This is a genomic window from Methylorubrum sp. Q1 (assembly GCF_004683995.1).
Lineage (GTDB): Bacteria > Pseudomonadota > Alphaproteobacteria > Rhizobiales > Beijerinckiaceae > Methylobacterium.
This window is the reverse complement of record NZ_SRHQ01000009.1, coordinates 38634-53729: the sequence shown is the minus strand read 5'-3', so window position 1 is coordinate 53729 and position 15096 is coordinate 38634. Positions and strand designations below refer to the sequence as shown.

Here is a 15096-nt window from a genome sequence, read left to right as displayed (position 1 = left end):
CGCCCGACGGCGTGGATCTCAGGGGATGGGTGTCAGGTCCGGGGGCGGAAGGAGGCTCGGCACGATGACGCGGATGGCGCTGCGGCTCTCGCCGGTCGAGCCGGTCTGCTGAGCTTGCTCGGCGGCGTCCGTCTCGGCCGCCCCCACGGCGCCCTCGCGGTTGGCGGCGTCGGCCGCGAGGCCTGCCGCGGTCCGATCGGCTCGGCCGACCAGGGTCAGGCGCACCTTGGGCGCGCGGGAGAGCTTCTCCGCCGTCATCGGGGTGACGAAGATGTCGCCCTTGTGCCGCACCAGCATGCTCTCGGCCTTCACGAGCGACTGCGCCCAGGTCTGGCCCTCCTGCTTGCAGGAGCAGTCGGCGGTGAAGCTCTTACGGAACTTGAAGGCGGTCGGCAGCGCCGTGTAGGCGCGGCTGCCCTTGAGCGTGGCGGCGTACTTCAAGGCGTCGTCGCCATGCGGCATCGAGTAGGCGACCGCTTCCGTGCCGGGGCAGAGCGCCTGGCACATCTCATCGGCACCGCCGCGCCCGTCCGGCAGGTTGCCCATCGGGAAGTAGGACCCGTCGCAGGTCTTTACGCAGATGACCTTCGGCCCCCCTCTGGCGGTCTGGCCGCCGAAAACGCCCTCCTGTCCTTCGCCGGGGATCAGGCCGGTGCAGGCGTTCGACACGGCGGAGACGAGTTGCCGACGGCGGGCGGCGACGACCTCGCCATCTCCACCGCCATAGGTGGCGTTCAACGAACGGATCCGCGCTTCGACGGCGCCGCATTGCGGCGGCCGCGTATCGAAAAACAGGAACTTGCCGCCCTCGCAGTTGAGGCTGCGATAGTAGGACTCGAGACGCGCGACCTCGCTCTGGAGCGCCGACGCGGTCGAGGCGCTGGCGTTGAGGTTGGCGAGTTCCGTGCGGTAGCGCTGGCAGGCCCAGACATCCGGCGCGGCCGCAGCCGGCCACGCTCCAGCGAGGACAAGCGCGGCGAGCGCGGCGCCGATCACGCGGCGAAACTGCGGTCCGATCATCGGCATGGTGCGGATGCTGGGAATCTCGAGCAGGAGGTCGCGGGGAAGGACGCGAGAGGATGCCGAGCCGCACGAAGCGGCACAAGCGATCACCGACATGTGTTAAAGCCCCTCGCCCTTTCGGGACAGAGACACCATGTCTCTGCGGCCAAGCTTTGAGGGGATTGCGTCGATGATGTGGCTCACGGGCACCAATGGGAGCGGCCGCTCGGCGGCGGTTGGCCTCGTCGGGGGCGTCGCCGCCCTCGTCGCCTCTTGTCTCGCCGCGTCCGCTCCGGCCCGGGCCCAAGAGCCCGACCGGATCTTCGACAAGTCGACGGTCTGGCGCCCATTGACCCCCAACGACAAGCTCGTGGTCTACGGCATCGACGATCCGGCCGTGGCCGGCATCGCCTGCTGGTACACCCAGCCCGAGAAGGGCGGCATCAAGGGCACGTTCGGGCTCGCGGAGGACGTCTCGGACATCTCGCTGGCCTGCCGGCAGGTCGGCCCGGTCCAGTTCAAGGACAAGGTGAAACAGGGCGAGGTGGTGTTCAGCGAGCGCCGCTCGCTGATCTTCAAGTCGATGCAGATCGTGCGCGGCTGCGACGTCAAGCGCAACGCGCTGATCTATATGGTCTATTCCGATAAGGTGGTTCAGGGTTCGCCCAAGAACTCCACCTCGGCCGTGCCGCTCGCTCCCTGGGGAACCGAGCCGCCGCCGAAATGCGCGGATTTCGTGAAGTAGGGCGTCCGCCGAATCAATCCTGGCAGGTGATGCGCAGCGGGCGCGGCGCGCTCTTCACCGGAGCAGCGTCGCCGATGGCGCCGGTATACTCGTCCTGCGCGGCGACGCCGTAATCGGCGGCGCTGGCAAAGCCCTGCGACTCGCACCACGCGTTGGCGACGACCTGTCCGCACTCGCTCGGGCCGCCGCTGAGGCACTCGCCCACGCCGTAACCGTCTTCGGCCGGAATCAGGAACGTCTTCTCGACAGGCTTGGGCGCAAGCGCGGGCTCACTGCCAGCGATGGCCGGGAGGGCGGCGGTGGCGAGGACGAAGAGGGCGGCGACCGTGCGGCGCATGGTGAAAACCTTGTGAACGGGTTCGTTCGAGTGCGGAGTGTTCGGACGGCGCGGTAAACAAATCCTTGCCGGCCCGCCTTCGGTCGGTTGCGGGAGGGCAGATCCGCCGCCCCGCTCGAATTCATCACCGTTTTGCGGTAGCCCAACCCTGGCGCGGCGACCGTCGCGGCAGCGCAACAGCGGCGGCCGGCGGCTCCGGCGACACTGTGGCAGCGGTGCCGTCCGGCGGCGCGTGACGGCCAGCGGAAGATGCTGGGCCGCAACGACAAACGACGAGGGCGGCACAGGCCGCAGGGGAGGCCGGGAAAGCCCGGCAGGAACGCAGTCGATGACGCCGATGTTGCGCCTCTACAACACGCTGACCCGCGAGAAGGCAGCCTTCGTCCCGATCGATCCGACGAACGTGCGGATGTATGCCTGCGGGCCGACGGTGTACGACGCGGCGCATATCGGCAACGCGCGGCCGATCATCGTCTTCGACCTGCTGTTCCGGCTGCTGCGTCACCTCTACGGGCCGGCGCACGTCACCTATGCCCGCAACGTCACGGACGTGGACGACAAGATCAACGCCCGCGCGCTCGAACGCGGCATCACCATCCGCGAACTGACCGACGGCACGCTGGCACAGTTCCACCGCGACATCCGCGACCTCGGCGTGCTCATGGCCGACGACGTGAACCGCGCGGGCGATCCGGCGCGGTTCATCGAGCCGCGGGCGACCGACCACATCGCCGAGATGCACCGGCTGATCGAGGGACTGGTCGCAGCCGGCCACGCCTACGTGGCGGAAGGACACGTTCTGTTCGACGTGCCTTCCATGCCCGATTACGGCGCGCTCTCGAAGCGCCCGCTCGACGAGATGGAATCGGGCGCCCGGGTCGAGGTCGCGCCCTACAAGCGCTCGCCGCTCGACTTCGTGCTGTGGAAGCCCTCGAAGGCGGGCGAACCGTCCTGGCCCTCACCCTGCGGGATCGACCGAGCCGGCCGGCCCGGCTGGCACATCGAGTGCTCGGCCATGTCGTGGAAGCATCTGGGCGAAACCTTCGACATCCATGCCGGCGGCCTCGACCTGATCTTCCCCCACCACGAGAACGAGGTGGCCCAGTCGCGCTGCTGCTTCGGCACCGACGTGATGGCCCGTGTCTGGCTCCACAACGGCTTCCTGCAGGTCGAGGGGGAGAAGATGTCGAAGTCGCTCGGCAACTTCATCACCATCCGCCAGGTGCTGGACGACTGGCCGGGCGAAGTCGTGCGCCTCAACATGCTCAAGACCCACTACCGGCAGCCGATCGACTGGACCCTGCGCGGCCTGGAGGAATCGAGCCGGATGCTGGATCGCTGGTACGAGGCCGCCGGCGAAGCGGCGCCCGACGCGGAGCCGCCCGTCGGCGTGGTCGAGGCGCTCTGCGACGACCTGAACACGCCGGCGGCCCTCGGCGAACTGCATCGCCTTGCCGGCACCAACGCATCGGCGCTCAAGGCCGGCGCGGGCCTGATGGGCTTCCTGGCCGTCACGCAGGCGCAGCGCGAGGCGGAGCGGGTCGGCGCGGCCGGCATCGACGTGGCACGGGTCGCGGCGCTGATCGCCGAGCGCAAGGCAGCCCGCGCCGCGAAGGACTGGGCGGCCTCCGACCGGGTGCGCGACGCGCTCACCGCCATGGGCGTGAGCGTGAAGGACAACAAGGACGGCACCACCACTTGGACGGTGGCGGGCTGAAGGGTTGCCCGAACCCGCGGGTGAGGGCCGGGCAAGGTGCGCGGCCCGGCTGCGTATCAGCCCTTCAGCCGCTGCAACCAACCGCCACGATGGGCGTAGGAACGTCCGCTCAGGCGGCGCAAAGCCTCGGTCGTCGGCACGATCGGGTGCTCGGCATAGACCTGCGCGATCTCGGCGGCCGTGTTGGGCAGCCGCGAGAACTCCTCGATGATCGCGTCGTAGTTCGTCTTGAGCGTGCGCGAGGACGGATCGAGGCCGGTGACGATCACGAGGCCCGTGGGCGCGGCGTCCACGAGCATCACGTCGAGATCCGGCCGGTAGCGCTTCAGGATCGGCACGATCTTCCAGACGTCGCCGGTCCACCAGTTCTCGAACGGGGTGCCGCGCCCGCGAATGCCGGCCTGCATCGGGTCGCGGTCGGCCATCGGCTCAGCCACCGGCAGGCAGTCGTGCATCACGATGATCGAATCCCGCCGGCAGATCGCCTCCGTGTTGAAGAAATCCCGCAGCAGGAACTCGAACAGGTGCATGCCGTCGAGGAAGGCGAGATCGATCCGGCCGCCGACGTGACGGCGCAGGCTCAGGTTCGCGAAGAACACATCGCTCATCACCTGAAACAGCGAGACCCGGGCTTTGTTGGCCGCGATGTTGGTCTTGAGCTGGAACTCCGGATCGACGGCGATGCCATGACGGCAGGCGATGCCTGAAAAGATGTCGCCGAAGGCAACGCCGATTTCGAGGTACCGCTGGACGGCGGCATTGCGCGAGAGGCGGGCCAGCACCGTCCCGTAATGCTCGCCCTGGTGCTCGCCGGCGATGGTCTGGCCGGGCTCGATCGTGGCTGCCATCAGAAGCGCTTCTCGATCAGTTCATCCACCATCGGCGCCGGCTCGACCCGGGCCAAAACCTCGCGCAGCGTATCCACGACAAGGTCGGGATCCTCGCCGACGAGGTAGTTCAGATCGAGCCCCTCACGGATGAAGCCGTGGGCACGCATGTGGTCGATCAGGGTGATCAGCGGGTCCCAGAAGCCATTCACCGAGAGCAGCAGGATCGGCTTGCGGTGCTGGCCGAGCTGGGCCCAGGTGAGCTGCTCGACCAGTTCCTCCAGCGTGCCGATGCCGCCGGGCAGGGCAACGAAGGCGTCGGCGTGGTCGAACATCAGCCGCTTGCGGGTGTGCATGTCGGGGACGACGATCGTCTCCTGCACCGCATCGAGCATCCGCTCGCGCGACTTCAGGAAATCCGGGATGATGCCGGTGACGTAGCCGCCCGCCTCGAGCGTCGCACTCGCGACGGCGCCCATCAGGCCGACATTGCCGCCACCATAGACGAGCTTGATCCCCTGACGGGCCAGCGCCGTGCCGAGCCGCTGGGCAGCGTCGGCGAAGGCCGGATCGCCGCCGAAGCCGGAACCGCAATAGACGCAGACGGAGGTGAGCGGCACCATCACGCGCCTCCCCGATCGCGACGGCGGGACACGGCCGGGCCATTCTCCAAGCAACAGATTGCTGAGTTTGCCGAGGAAACGACGGCGCGGCCGTGTTCGAGCTTTGGTGTTCTTCTCATGTTCGTTAATATGTCACCGGATTTAGACGGGTTTTCGACACGCGGCGGCACATCGTGCGCATCCGCGGCGGCCCGTAGCGTACGGGAGTAGACGGCCATGACGGCTGAGGTTCGGCGAAGCATCGTCCTCGCGATTGCGGGCCTGCTCGGCGGCTTCGCCATGGTGGTCGCGTTGTTCGGGACCGGAGAGCTTCTCAAGCGCAACGCGGCGGTCAATCCTTCTGCCGAAACACCGGCCACGCCGGACAAGCCTTCGGCCGGGACGCAGATCGGCGACCGGGCGGGTAAGGCGCCCTCGACGGACTCCTCTCATGCCGCCCTCGGAGCCCTCTCGCAAGAGGGGATCGGGCAAGAGGGGATCGGGCAGCGAGAGCCGACCGCGGCCGATGCAAGGCCGCGCGCGGATGATGGCACGCCGACCTTCGACATCGTGCGCGTCGAACCCGACGGAGCGAGCATGATCGCCGGGCGCGCAGCACCGAATAGCCGCATCGAGCTGCTGCGCGACGGACAACCCTTCGCCAGCGCTCAGGCCGACGCCTCCGGGCAGTTCGCCCTGACGCCGCCGGACCTGCCGCCGGGCTCGAGCGACATCGCCCTGCGCGCCACGGGCGCCGACGGAAAGCCGCTGCCGGGGCGCGAGAGCGTGACCGTCGTGGTGGCCGAGACGCGCAACACCAAGCCGCTGATCGCCCTGACGGCCCCGGACGCGCCGACGCGGGTTCTGTCTCAACCCGGCGCGCCTGACGCCTCCGGCAAGGCGCCGGCCACGGTTGCCGCCGAAACGCCCGGCCGCGCCGGGCCCGAGTCGAGAGCAGCCGAGGGAACGCGAGAAGCCGGCAAGGCGGCCTCCGAGGCGGGCGCTCTTCGCATCGTCAGCGTGGATGCGCAGGAGGGCGGGCGCCTGCACGTCACCGGCCAGACGACGGCGTGGAGCAGCCTGCGCCTCTATCTCAACGATACCATGGTCGCCTCGGGACAATCCGGAGCCGACGGGCGGGTGGCGTTCACGATCGGGCGCGGGGTGAAGCCGGGCGCCTACCGCATCCGCGTCGATTCCGTCGATTCGGGGGGCGGCAAGGTCAAGGCTCGCGCCGAAGTCGCCTTCGCCTATCCCGACAGCGTGCCGCCGACGCGCTACGCCGACAACAGCCCGGCCGAGAAAACGGCAGCGGCTGCGACGGGCAAGCCTGCTGCGACGGCGCCGCCTGCGCCGAAGCTCAAATCCGGGGAAGTGGGGGCCGCGCCGAGCCCCACGGCTCCCCCGCCCAAGGCAAGCAGCGCGGCGGGGACCGGGCCGGAGCGTCCGGCTGCGTCCGGCACCGCGTCGCTGGCTGCATCGGCACCGACGCCGGGTGCGGATGGCAAAGCCGCCGCGCTCTCGCCGCGCCGTCCGGACGGCACCGAGGGGGGCTCTGTGTTCGTGCCGGAAGTCGCCACCGCCCGGATCACGCGCGGTGACAGCCTGTGGCAGATCAGCCGGCGCATCTATGGCCGCGGCAACCGCTACACCGTGATCTACGACGCCAATCAAGACCAGATCCGCGACCCGAACCGGATCTATCCCGGCCAGATGTTCGTGCTGCCGAAGAACGAGTCCACGCCGAGCGCGCCGTCCGCCAGAAGCGGCTCGGACCGCCGGACCTGACGGAACGCGCGGAGGTCCGAGGCGCGAACAGGATGCGCGATCCGGTGCGAGCGCCTATATGCGCCTCGCGACGGCCGCCTGGCGCCGAAAGATCTCTTCGAACCTCATCATGGCAAATGCACCCGTGCCGGCGGGGGAGGGCGCGTCCGCGCCCCTCGAACGCCCTGGCCTCCTGACGACCTATCGCCGGCTCTGGCCCTATCTCTGGCCACACGGCCGCATCGATCTTCAGCGCCGGGTCTTCCTCGCCTTCGGCCTCCTGTTCGTTGCCAAGGCGGCGACGATGGTGATGCCCTTCACCTTCAAATGGGCCACCGACGCGCTGGTCGCGGCGATCGGCTCCAAGGACGGCACCGGAGAGGCCGCCGCGGCTGCCGTGCCGGCCGGGCTCCTGTCGGCGCCCTTCCTCCTGATCGCCCTCTATGGTCTGTCGCGGATCGCCATGGCCGGGCTGACGCAGGTCCGCGACGGGCTGTTCGCCAAGGTCGCGATGCACGCCGTGCGCAAGCTCGCGCTCCAGACCTTCGAGCACATGCATCGCCTGTCCCTGCGCTTCCACCTGGAGCGCAAGACCGGCGGCCTCACCCGTGTGCTGGAACGCGGCCGCTCAGGCATCGAGGAATTGTCGCGCCTGATGGTGCTGACGCTGGTGCCGACCATCGTCGAGCTGGTCCTCGTGCTCGGCATCCTCGCCTACGAGTTCGACTGGCTCTACTCGGCGGTCGTGGCGGCGATGATCGCGAGCTATCTCGGCTTCACCTGGAAGGCGACCGAGTGGCGCATCGGCATCCGCCGCCGAATGAACAACTCGGACACCGAAGCCAACACCAAGGCGGTCGATTCACTGCTGAACTTCGAGACGGTGAAGTATTTCGGCGCGGAAGCGCGCGAGACCGACCGCTACGACGCGTCGATGAAGCGCTACGAGAAGGCCTCGACGCAAACCTACGTCTCGCTCGCCGTGCTCAATGCCGGCCAGGCGGTGATCTTCACCCTCGGCATGACGGCGGTGATGCTCCTGGCCGCCCGCGACATCATGGCGGGCAACACCACCATCGGCGGCTTCGTGCTCGTCAACACGATGCTGATTCAGCTCTCGATGCCCCTGAACTTCATGGGCATGATCTACCGCGAGATCAAACAGGCCCTGATCGACATCGACGACATGTTCCTGATCCTCCACCGCAACCCGGAGATCGCCGACCGCGCGGGCGCGCCCCCGCTGAAGGTCGAGGCCGGCACGGTGCGCTTCGAGGACGTGCGCTTCGCCTACATCCCGGAGCGGCCGATCCTGCGCGGGGTCTCGTTCGAGGTGCCGGCCGGGAAGACCGTGGCCATCGTCGGCCCCTCGGGGGCGGGCAAATCCACGCTGTCGCGCCTCCTCTTCCGCTTCTACGAGCCGGGGGCGGGCCGCATCACCATCGACGGCCAGGACATCACCGCCGTCCGCCAGGATTCGCTGCGCGCGGCGATCGGCATGGTCCCGCAGGACACGGTGCTGTTCAACGACACGATCGGCTACAACATCCGCTACGGCCGCTGGGACGCGACCGAGGCCGAAGTGCGTGAGGCCGCCCGCCTCGCCCAGATCGACCGCTTCGTCGAGAGCCTGCCGGAGGGCTACGACACGCCGGTGGGCGAGCGCGGGCTCAAGCTCTCGGGCGGCGAGAAACAGCGCGTCGCGATCGCCCGCACCATCCTCAAAGGTCCGCCGATCCTCGTGCTCGACGAGGCCACCTCGGCGCTCGACTCGTTCACCGAGCGCGAGATCCAGACGGCCCTCGACCGAGTCAGCCAGGGCCGCACCACCTTGGTCATCGCGCACCGCCTGTCGACGGTCATCAACGCCGACGAGATTCTCGTGCTGGACAAGGGCCGCGTGGTCGAGCGAGGCAATCACGCCGAACTGCTCGCCCGCGGGGGCGTCTATGCCGCGCTCTGGAACCGCCAGCGCGAGGCGGATGCCGCCCGCGAGGCGCTCAAGCGGGCCGAGGACGAGCGCCTGCTGCTGGAAGAGGCGCGGCGCTCGGAGCCGGTTGCCTGAGTGTCGCTCACGAAACGCCCGACGCGCCGCCGTCCCCAGAGGTCAGACGATCGGTGGTCGGGCGTTTTGTGAGGTCCTTCAGGGCGATCCGGCCCGGCCTTTACCTTGCGGAAAGCCGTATTTGCGAAAGATATCAGTACACTCAACCGTCACGAGGCCTCACGATTCGCGCAACCGACGATAGGCACCCCGATCTGCCGCGAGCGCGATCGGGCGAGAGCGCCGAACTCGAGCGCCTGCGGATGCAGTTGCGCATCCAGGCGGCGATCATCAGCGCGCAGCGGGCGGCCCTGACGCGGGCCGAGGCACCGTTCGAACCAGCCCTGCGGGTCGCCGGTATGGGATTATGGACCTGCAGCCTGCCGGACGAGCGGCTGACCTGGAGCGACGGCGTCTACGACCTGTTCGGCCTGCCCCGCGGCCTCGCGATCGGGCGACCCGGAACGCTCGCTCTCTATACCGACGCGTCGCGGCGCCGGCTGACGGCTTTGCGCGATCGGGCGATCGCGGAGGCAGGGGGGTTCAGCCTCGATGCGGAACTCTTGCCAGCCGGTGGCGGGCACCGCTGGATCCGCATCACCGCCACGGTCGAGAGTCGGAACGGCCGGCCGATGCGGCTCTACGGGCTGAAGCAGGATATCACGGAGGAGCGCCGCCGACTTGAGGAAATGCGTCTCCAAGCCGAGACCGATGCGCTGACGGGTCTTGCCAACCGCGCCTGCTTCGACGCCCGCCTGCGGGCCCCTCTGAGCGCGTTGATCCTGATCGACCTCGACGACTTCAAAGCGATCAACGATACCCACGGGCATCCGGCCGGCGACCGCTGCCTTCGCGAAGCCGCCCGGCGAATCAGCCTGACCTGCCCGCGCGCCGAGCTCGTGGCGCGCATCGGCGGCGACGAGTTCGCCGTGATTCTCGACGCCGACGCGACCGAGGCCGCGGCCTGCGCCGAACGGCTCGTCGACGTTCTCGGTCGCCCGTTCGACCATGGCGGGCGGCGCTACCGGCTCGGCGCCTCTGTCGGTGCGGCGCTGTGCCGAGACGTGCAGGACCCGTTCGCGCTGGCGGATACCGCCCTCTACGCCGCCAAGGCGGAGGGACGGCGCACCTATCGCCTGTTCGGCGCGGGCTGCCTTGCCGCGGCATCCCGGGCCGGGGGTCCGCCACCGGGCGGTTGACGGATGCCGAGGCCCCTGCCATCCGGCAGCGGAGCGCCCCGCGCGAAAAGCTTCAAGAGACCATGACCGACCTCATCGAGACGATCCGCCGGACGCTCGTGCCGATCCACAAGGAGGGCTACCCCTTCATCCTGATCGGCATCGTGCTGACCGTGGTGCTCGGCTACTTCTCACAGTTCTTCGGCTGGATCTTCCTGATCCTGACGCTCTGGGTCTGCTACTTCTTCCGCGATCCCGAGCGGGTGGTGCCGGTCGGCGACGGCCTCATCGTCTCCCCCGCGGACGGGCGCGTGAACCTGATCTCGACCGTGCTGCCGCCGGCCGAACTCGACCTCTCGCACGAGCCGATGCTGCGGATCTCGGTGTTCATGAACGTGTTCGACTGCCACGTGAACCGCGTGCCGGTCTCCGGCAAGATCGGGCAGATCCACTACACCCCGGGCCTGTTCCTCAACGCCGAGCTCGACAAGGCGAGCGAGGACAACGAGCGCAACGGCCTCGTCATGGAGACGACGCATCGCGGCCAGCCGGTGCGCATCGGCGTGGTGCAGATCGCCGGCCTCGTGGCCCGGCGCATCGTCGGTTTCGTGTCGGCCGGCGAGTCCCGCCAAGTCGGCGAGCGCTTCGGCCTCATCCGCTTCGGCTCGCGGGTCGATGTCTACCTGCCGGTCGGCACCCGCGTGCTCGTCGGCCTCGGCCAGAAGGCGGTGGCCGGCGAGACCGTGCTGGCCGATCTCGGCGGCGGCTCGGAGCGGGCCTTCCGCCGCATCTGATCTCTGTGCAGAAGAGCGACATGGCGAGAAGCGACGAGCCGAAAGACACGTCGAGAGACGAGTCGAGCGACGACATGGACGATCTGTTCCCGCCCTTCGCGCCGGACCCGAACGATCGGCCGCGCCGGTTCCGGCCGGTGCCGTTCCGGATGATCGCGCCGAACATGATCACCCTGCTCGCGCTCTGCCTCGGGCTGACCGCGATCCGGCTGGCCTTCGAGGGCCGGTTCGAGCCGGCGGTGATCGCGGTGATCGTCGCCGCCGTCCTCGACGGGATCGACGGCCGCGTGGCGCGCCTGCTCAAGGGCACGTCACGCTTCGGCGCCGAACTCGACTCGCTCGCCGACTTCGTCAATTTCGGCTGCGCCCCGGCGCTGATCCTCTACAGCTTCACCCTGCACAACCTGAAATCGGTCGGCTGGATCGTGGCCCTGGTCTTCGCCATCGCCATGTGCCTGCGGCTCGCGCGCTTCAACGCGATGCTCGACGATCCCAACCGCCCCGAGTGGAAGAAGGACTACTTCGTCGGCATGCCGGCGCCGGCCGGCGCGATCACGGGCATGCTGCCGCTCTACCTGCACTTCCTCGGCCTCGACTTCAGTGCCTGGGGCAGGCCGGTGATCCTCGTCTACGTGCTCGCCATCGCGCTCCTCGTCGTCTCCACCGTGCCGACCTTCTCGGGCAAGACCTGGGGCAAGCGCGTGCCGCGCGACCTCGTGGTGCCGATCTTCCTCGTGGTCGTGGTCGGCTTCGGCCTCCTCATCAGCTTCCCGTTCGAGGCGATGGCGGCGGTGAGCGTGGCCTATCTCGCGATGATCCCCTTCGGCACCGCCCAGTACCGCAAGCGGGTGCGACAGGAGGGTGCGAACGCGGCCTCCAGCGAGGCGACGGAACACCCGGCCGCTCCCAAGGCGTAGCGCACCGCAAGAGCCGATCCCTGGCCGGATGAGGTGACGGCAAGGCAGCCTCGTGCCGACATCGATGCCGGGCGCGGTCGAAGCCGACAGGCCCCGGCCCTTGTCATCGAACAGGCTGCCGGTGTGCTCTCGCACCGCCAGACGGCTTGCTTTGGTCGATCAGGCTCAAAGCCTGCATTCTGTCACAGGCATGCCCGGAGAAACTGTATTCGGCGGCGTAAACCGCTCGTAAAAACCGAGGGGTGAAGCGCAGGCACGCCGATTCTGCTGCGACGCGGGGTGCCGGATGTCGTCGGAACCGATCGTGGAGCACTTCCGCCACATCCTGCTCTGGCCGCTGCAACTCGTACCGACCGGCAAAGAGCCGATGGCCTGCCATTGGCAGAAGCTCGGACCGCCCTGGCACCATCTCGAGGACAAGTTCCCGAGCGATGGCCGGTTGTTTCAGGAGCGCCATTACCGCGAGTTCGTCTCGTTCCTCACGCACGTCCAGCATTTCCTCTACGGCGAGGCGCATCAGCGCGAGGCCGGCCGGGGCTACGGCGTGTCACCGATCCATGTCGTGCGCCGCGACGACGTGAAAGCCGCCCGCGTCACGCTCGGCGAGGAGGGGCCGACGATCGAATTCGATGTCGTTCACATCGACCTATATTTTTTCCACGACCTGGACGTGGCCCTACTCGGCGTCGAGCTCGCGGCCGATCGTCTCCCACTCGCGACCGCGCAGGATCTCATGTTCCGCATCGGCCGCACCTTTCCGTCCGGCTGGGACGATCAGGGGCGACCGCTCCATTGCCTGACGCGCATGGAATGGCTCGGAGCCGGCAGCGTCGTTCTCGCCGCCTCCGACTTCGAGGATCGCGACCGCTACGTCACCGCCGTCTGCCGCAACCGCTCGGCCCAGGTTGCGGCCCATTGGAATTTCCTGCTCGCACCGATGGTGCCCCACCACTCGGAGGTCGCCGGGGCACTCCGCTACCGGCACCTGGAGGACTACCGGATCCCCGGCATGGGCTTCCTCGCCCTGCCCGATCCCTCGACGATCACGCGCACCGACTATGTCCGCCTCGGCCTCAATACCGGGCCGGGGCACGCGAACGAGCTTCCCTATTCCGACGCGTATCTGGCGCATTTCGAGAACGAGTATTGTCACGACCGGTTCTATGACCCGGGGCGCGGCGGCGCGTCGGGCATGCGGCTGACCTGCAGCGGGTGGGGTCTGACGATGGTAACCGGTGTCTCCCCCGCCTCGGTCGATCCCGAGCGCGGGCTGCTCGGCGAGTTCCGGCACCGTTATTTCCAGCTGTTTCTCATCGCCCGGTTCCACAAGGCCGCGCTCTTGATGATGGCCGATCGGCTGGCCGTCTCGGTGAATGCCCTCGACATCACCGACCGTCGCAGCGTCGGGCGCTTCGCGCAGGATATGCGACTTTCGATGGAGAGATTCCTGCGCTTCAACCACCGCTACTGGTTCCACCAAGCCTCGAACCAGACGCAGTCGAGCGAGATTTTCTCGCTGCTCACGGGCAAGCTCGGCACGGAGCGTCTCTACGAGGACCTCCGGCAGTCTCTGGGGGCGATGTCGGCCTATCTCGACAGCGAGTCGCTGCGGCGGCAATCACGGTTCTTTCTCAAACTCACCGTCGTCACGATCTGCTTCATGGTGGGCGCGATCACCGCAACCGTGCTGGGCATGAACGTGCTCGATTTCGCGCACGCGACACGCCTCGAAAAGCTGGCCGCCGTCATCGTCGTGTTTGCAGGGGTGTTGCTGCTCACGACCTATACGGTCGTGAAATCGCGGCGTCTGGCGAACTTCGTCGATGCCCTCTCGGACGAGCGCATGCCTCTGCGGGCGAAGGCGCTGTCGTTCATCGAGATCTGGCGCAGGGCAGAGCGCTGATGATCTGCGCGACCTGTCCGCGGATGGGTCACGCTACTGGATGGCACGCCGAGACGGGCACGGACGGAGCCGTGAGCGTTGACGAGGTTGGGGCGGCGGCGTGACGGCTGCGGGCCTTGGCCTCATGATTCGTGCCGCCACCGGAATCGGGATGATCGCAATGACGGGAACGAGGGAGTTCGTGCGGCGGCTCGGGATCGGCGTCCCGATCATCCAGGCGCCGATGGTGGGCCCGAAGGCGCCGCTCGCGGCCGCGGTCAGTGCGGCCGGCGGTCTGGGATCGCTCGCCTGCGCCGCGCTGACACCCGAACAGATCCGCAGCGAGATCGCCGCGATCCGCCGTGAGACGGGCGCGCCGTTCAATCTGAATTTCTTCTGCCACACGCCATCGGCGCCCGATCCGACCCGGGAGGCGGCGTGGCGCGCAGCCCTCGTCCCGTACTACGAAGAACTCGGGCTCGACCCGGCGGCGCCCGTGACGATGGCGAACCGCGCGCCATTCGATGCGGCGATGGCGGATGTCGTCTGCGACCTGCGCCCGGCCGTCGTCAGTTTCCATTTCGGGCTGCCGGAGGAACCGCTGCTGCGGCGGGTGCGGGACGCCGGCTGCCTGATCCTGTCCTCGGCCACCACCGTGCGTGAGGCGCGCTGGCTCGCCGAGCGCGGGGTCGATGCGGTCATCGCGCAAGGCGCCGAGGCCGGCGGTCACCGCGGGATGTTCCTCACCGACGCGGCCGCCTCGCAGATCGGCACCATCGCCCTCGTGCCGCAGATCGTGGACGCCGTGGATGTGCCGGTGATCGCAGCGGGCGGCATCGGTGATCCCCGCGGCGTCGCGGCGGCCTTCGCCCTCGGTGCCAGCGCCGTGCAGGTCGGCACCGCCTATCTGCGCTGTCCCGAGGCCGGCATTTCCGCGCCCTATCGTGCGGCGCTGGCCGCGGCCCGCGACGAGGACACGGCGCTCACCAACGTGCTGACCGGGCGCCCGGCCCGCGGCCTGCTCACCCGTGCCGTGCGCGAGCTCGGACCCGTCAGCCCGCTCGCTCCGGCTTTTCCCGGCGCGGCGGTGGCGCTCCAGCCCCTGCGCATGGCTGCTGAGGCGGCGGGTTCGGGCGAGTTCTCGCCGCTCTGGTCCGGGCAGGCGGTCGGCCTCTCGCGGGAACAGCCGGCGGCTGAACTGACTCGCCTGCTGGCGAGCGGCGTGCCGCAGCAATAGGCCGAAACGAGAAAGGGCCGCCCTGAGGGGCGGCCCTTCCGGATTTC

The 15096-nt window shown here is 68.7% G+C and carries 13 protein-coding genes; 9 read left to right on the top strand and 4 right to left on the bottom strand.

Annotated elements, in window-relative coordinates; genetic code table 11:
* Positions 1 to 18 precede the first annotated feature (18 nt).
* Positions 19 to 1119 (bottom strand): DUF2865 domain-containing protein, encoded by a 1101-nt coding sequence (locus E4V01_RS10600; RefSeq protein ID WP_135298310.1) that lies wholly within the window; start codon positions 1117 to 1119, stop codon positions 19 to 21.
* Between the two features lie 73 nt (positions 1120 to 1192).
* Between E4V01_RS10600 and E4V01_RS10595 the strand changes: the two genes are divergently transcribed.
* On the top strand, positions 1193 to 1747 hold the full coding sequence (locus E4V01_RS10595) for a CreA family protein (RefSeq protein WP_135298309.1): 555 nt from the start codon (positions 1193 to 1195) through the stop codon (positions 1745 to 1747).
* Between the two features lie 13 nt (positions 1748 to 1760).
* On the opposite strand, the gene E4V01_RS10590 is transcribed toward E4V01_RS10595, so the two are convergent.
* Positions 1761 to 2084, bottom strand: a complete 324-nt coding sequence (locus tag E4V01_RS10590) for a hypothetical protein (protein ID WP_060771972.1) — start codon at positions 2082 to 2084, stop codon at positions 1761 to 1763.
* A 328-nt stretch (positions 2085 to 2412) separates the two neighbouring features.
* Here E4V01_RS10590 and cysS point away from each other — a divergent pair, with 328 nt between their 5' ends.
* The gene (cysS, locus tag E4V01_RS10585) at positions 2413 to 3801 is read left to right on the top strand and encodes a cysteine--tRNA ligase (RefSeq protein ID WP_060771971.1); all 1389 of its coding nucleotides are present in this window, start codon (positions 2413 to 2415) and stop codon (positions 3799 to 3801) included.
* A gap of 56 nt (positions 3802 to 3857) precedes the next feature.
* On the opposite strand, the gene E4V01_RS10580 is transcribed toward cysS, so the two are convergent.
* Together E4V01_RS10580 and E4V01_RS10575 are read right to left on the bottom strand one after the other, a co-directional pair.
* Complete coding sequence (locus E4V01_RS10580; protein WP_135298308.1) at positions 3858 to 4649, bottom strand: class I SAM-dependent methyltransferase; 792 nt, start codon at positions 4647 to 4649, stop codon at positions 3858 to 3860.
* Positions 4649 to 5251, bottom strand: a complete 603-nt coding sequence (locus tag E4V01_RS10575; RefSeq protein ID WP_135298307.1) for a TIGR00730 family Rossman fold protein — start codon at positions 5249 to 5251, stop codon at positions 4649 to 4651. Before E4V01_RS10575 ends, E4V01_RS10580 begins: the two co-directional genes overlap by 1 nt.
* Positions 5252 to 5467: 216 nt before the next feature.
* Here E4V01_RS10575 and E4V01_RS10570 point away from each other — a divergent pair, with 216 nt between their 5' ends.
* The 7 genes from E4V01_RS10570 (at position 5468) to E4V01_RS10540 (ending at position 15049) form a co-directional block, all read left to right on the top strand.
* Complete coding sequence (locus tag E4V01_RS10570; protein WP_135298306.1) at positions 5468 to 7018, top strand: LysM peptidoglycan-binding domain-containing protein; 1551 nt, start codon at positions 5468 to 5470, stop codon at positions 7016 to 7018.
* A gap of 109 nt (positions 7019 to 7127) precedes the next feature.
* The gene (locus E4V01_RS10565) at positions 7128 to 9062 is read left to right on the top strand and encodes an ABC transporter ATP-binding protein/permease (RefSeq protein ID WP_193763189.1); all 1935 of its coding nucleotides are present in this window, start codon (positions 7128 to 7130) and stop codon (positions 9060 to 9062) included.
* 242 nt (positions 9063 to 9304) lie between these two features.
* Positions 9305 to 10240, top strand: coding sequence for a sensor domain-containing diguanylate cyclase (locus E4V01_RS10560; protein WP_135298304.1), 936 nt, complete (start codon positions 9305 to 9307; stop codon positions 10238 to 10240).
* Positions 10241 to 10260: 20 nt separating this feature from the next.
* Positions 10261 to 11013: a phosphatidylserine decarboxylase gene (locus E4V01_RS10555; protein ID WP_256371252.1), complete on the top strand. Its 753-nt coding sequence runs from the start codon at positions 10261 to 10263 to the stop codon at positions 11011 to 11013.
* A gap of 74 nt (positions 11014 to 11087) precedes the next feature.
* Entirely contained in the window at positions 11088 to 11930 is an 843-nt protein-coding gene (locus E4V01_RS10550) for a phosphatidylcholine/phosphatidylserine synthase (protein WP_135298389.1), read from the top strand.
* A gap of 286 nt (positions 11931 to 12216) precedes the next feature.
* The gene (locus tag E4V01_RS10545; protein WP_135298303.1) at positions 12217 to 13833 is read left to right on the top strand and encodes a hypothetical protein; all 1617 of its coding nucleotides are present in this window, start codon (positions 12217 to 12219) and stop codon (positions 13831 to 13833) included.
* 160 nt (positions 13834 to 13993) lie between these two features.
* Positions 13994 to 15049 (top strand): nitronate monooxygenase family protein, encoded by a 1056-nt coding sequence (locus tag E4V01_RS10540; protein ID WP_135298302.1) that lies wholly within the window; start codon positions 13994 to 13996, stop codon positions 15047 to 15049.
* Positions 15050 to 15096: the final 47 nt, after the last annotated feature.

Excerpts from the sequence above, each read along its gene's own strand:
- E4V01_RS10600 (WP_135298310.1), bottom strand. The coding sequence starts at position 1,119 with ATGTCGGTGATCGCTTGTGCCGCTTCGTGCGGCTCGGCATCCTCTCGC.
- E4V01_RS10595 (WP_135298309.1), top strand. The coding sequence starts at position 1,193 with ATGATGTGGCTCACGGGCACCAATGGGAGCGGCCGCTCGGCGGCGGTT.
- E4V01_RS10590 (WP_060771972.1), bottom strand. The coding sequence starts at position 2,084 with ATGCGCCGCACGGTCGCCGCCCTCTTCGTCCTCGCCACCGCCGCCCTC.
- cysS (WP_060771971.1), top strand. The coding sequence starts at position 2,413 with ATGACGCCGATGTTGCGCCTCTACAACACGCTGACCCGCGAGAAGGCA.
- E4V01_RS10580 (WP_135298308.1), bottom strand. The coding sequence starts at position 4,649 with ATGGCAGCCACGATCGAGCCCGGCCAGACCATCGCCGGCGAGCACCAG.
- E4V01_RS10575 (WP_135298307.1), bottom strand. The coding sequence starts at position 5,251 with ATGGTGCCGCTCACCTCCGTCTGCGTCTATTGCGGTTCCGGCTTCGGC.
- E4V01_RS10570 (WP_135298306.1), top strand. The coding sequence starts at position 5,468 with ATGACGGCTGAGGTTCGGCGAAGCATCGTCCTCGCGATTGCGGGCCTG.
- E4V01_RS10565 (WP_193763189.1), top strand. The coding sequence starts at position 7,128 with ATGGCAAATGCACCCGTGCCGGCGGGGGAGGGCGCGTCCGCGCCCCTC.
- E4V01_RS10560 (WP_135298304.1), top strand. The coding sequence starts at position 9,305 with ATGCAGTTGCGCATCCAGGCGGCGATCATCAGCGCGCAGCGGGCGGCC.
- E4V01_RS10550 (WP_135298389.1), top strand. The coding sequence starts at position 11,088 with ATGGACGATCTGTTCCCGCCCTTCGCGCCGGACCCGAACGATCGGCCG.
- E4V01_RS10545 (WP_135298303.1), top strand. The coding sequence starts at position 12,217 with ATGTCGTCGGAACCGATCGTGGAGCACTTCCGCCACATCCTGCTCTGG.
- E4V01_RS10540 (WP_135298302.1), top strand. The coding sequence starts at position 13,994 with ATGACGGGAACGAGGGAGTTCGTGCGGCGGCTCGGGATCGGCGTCCCG.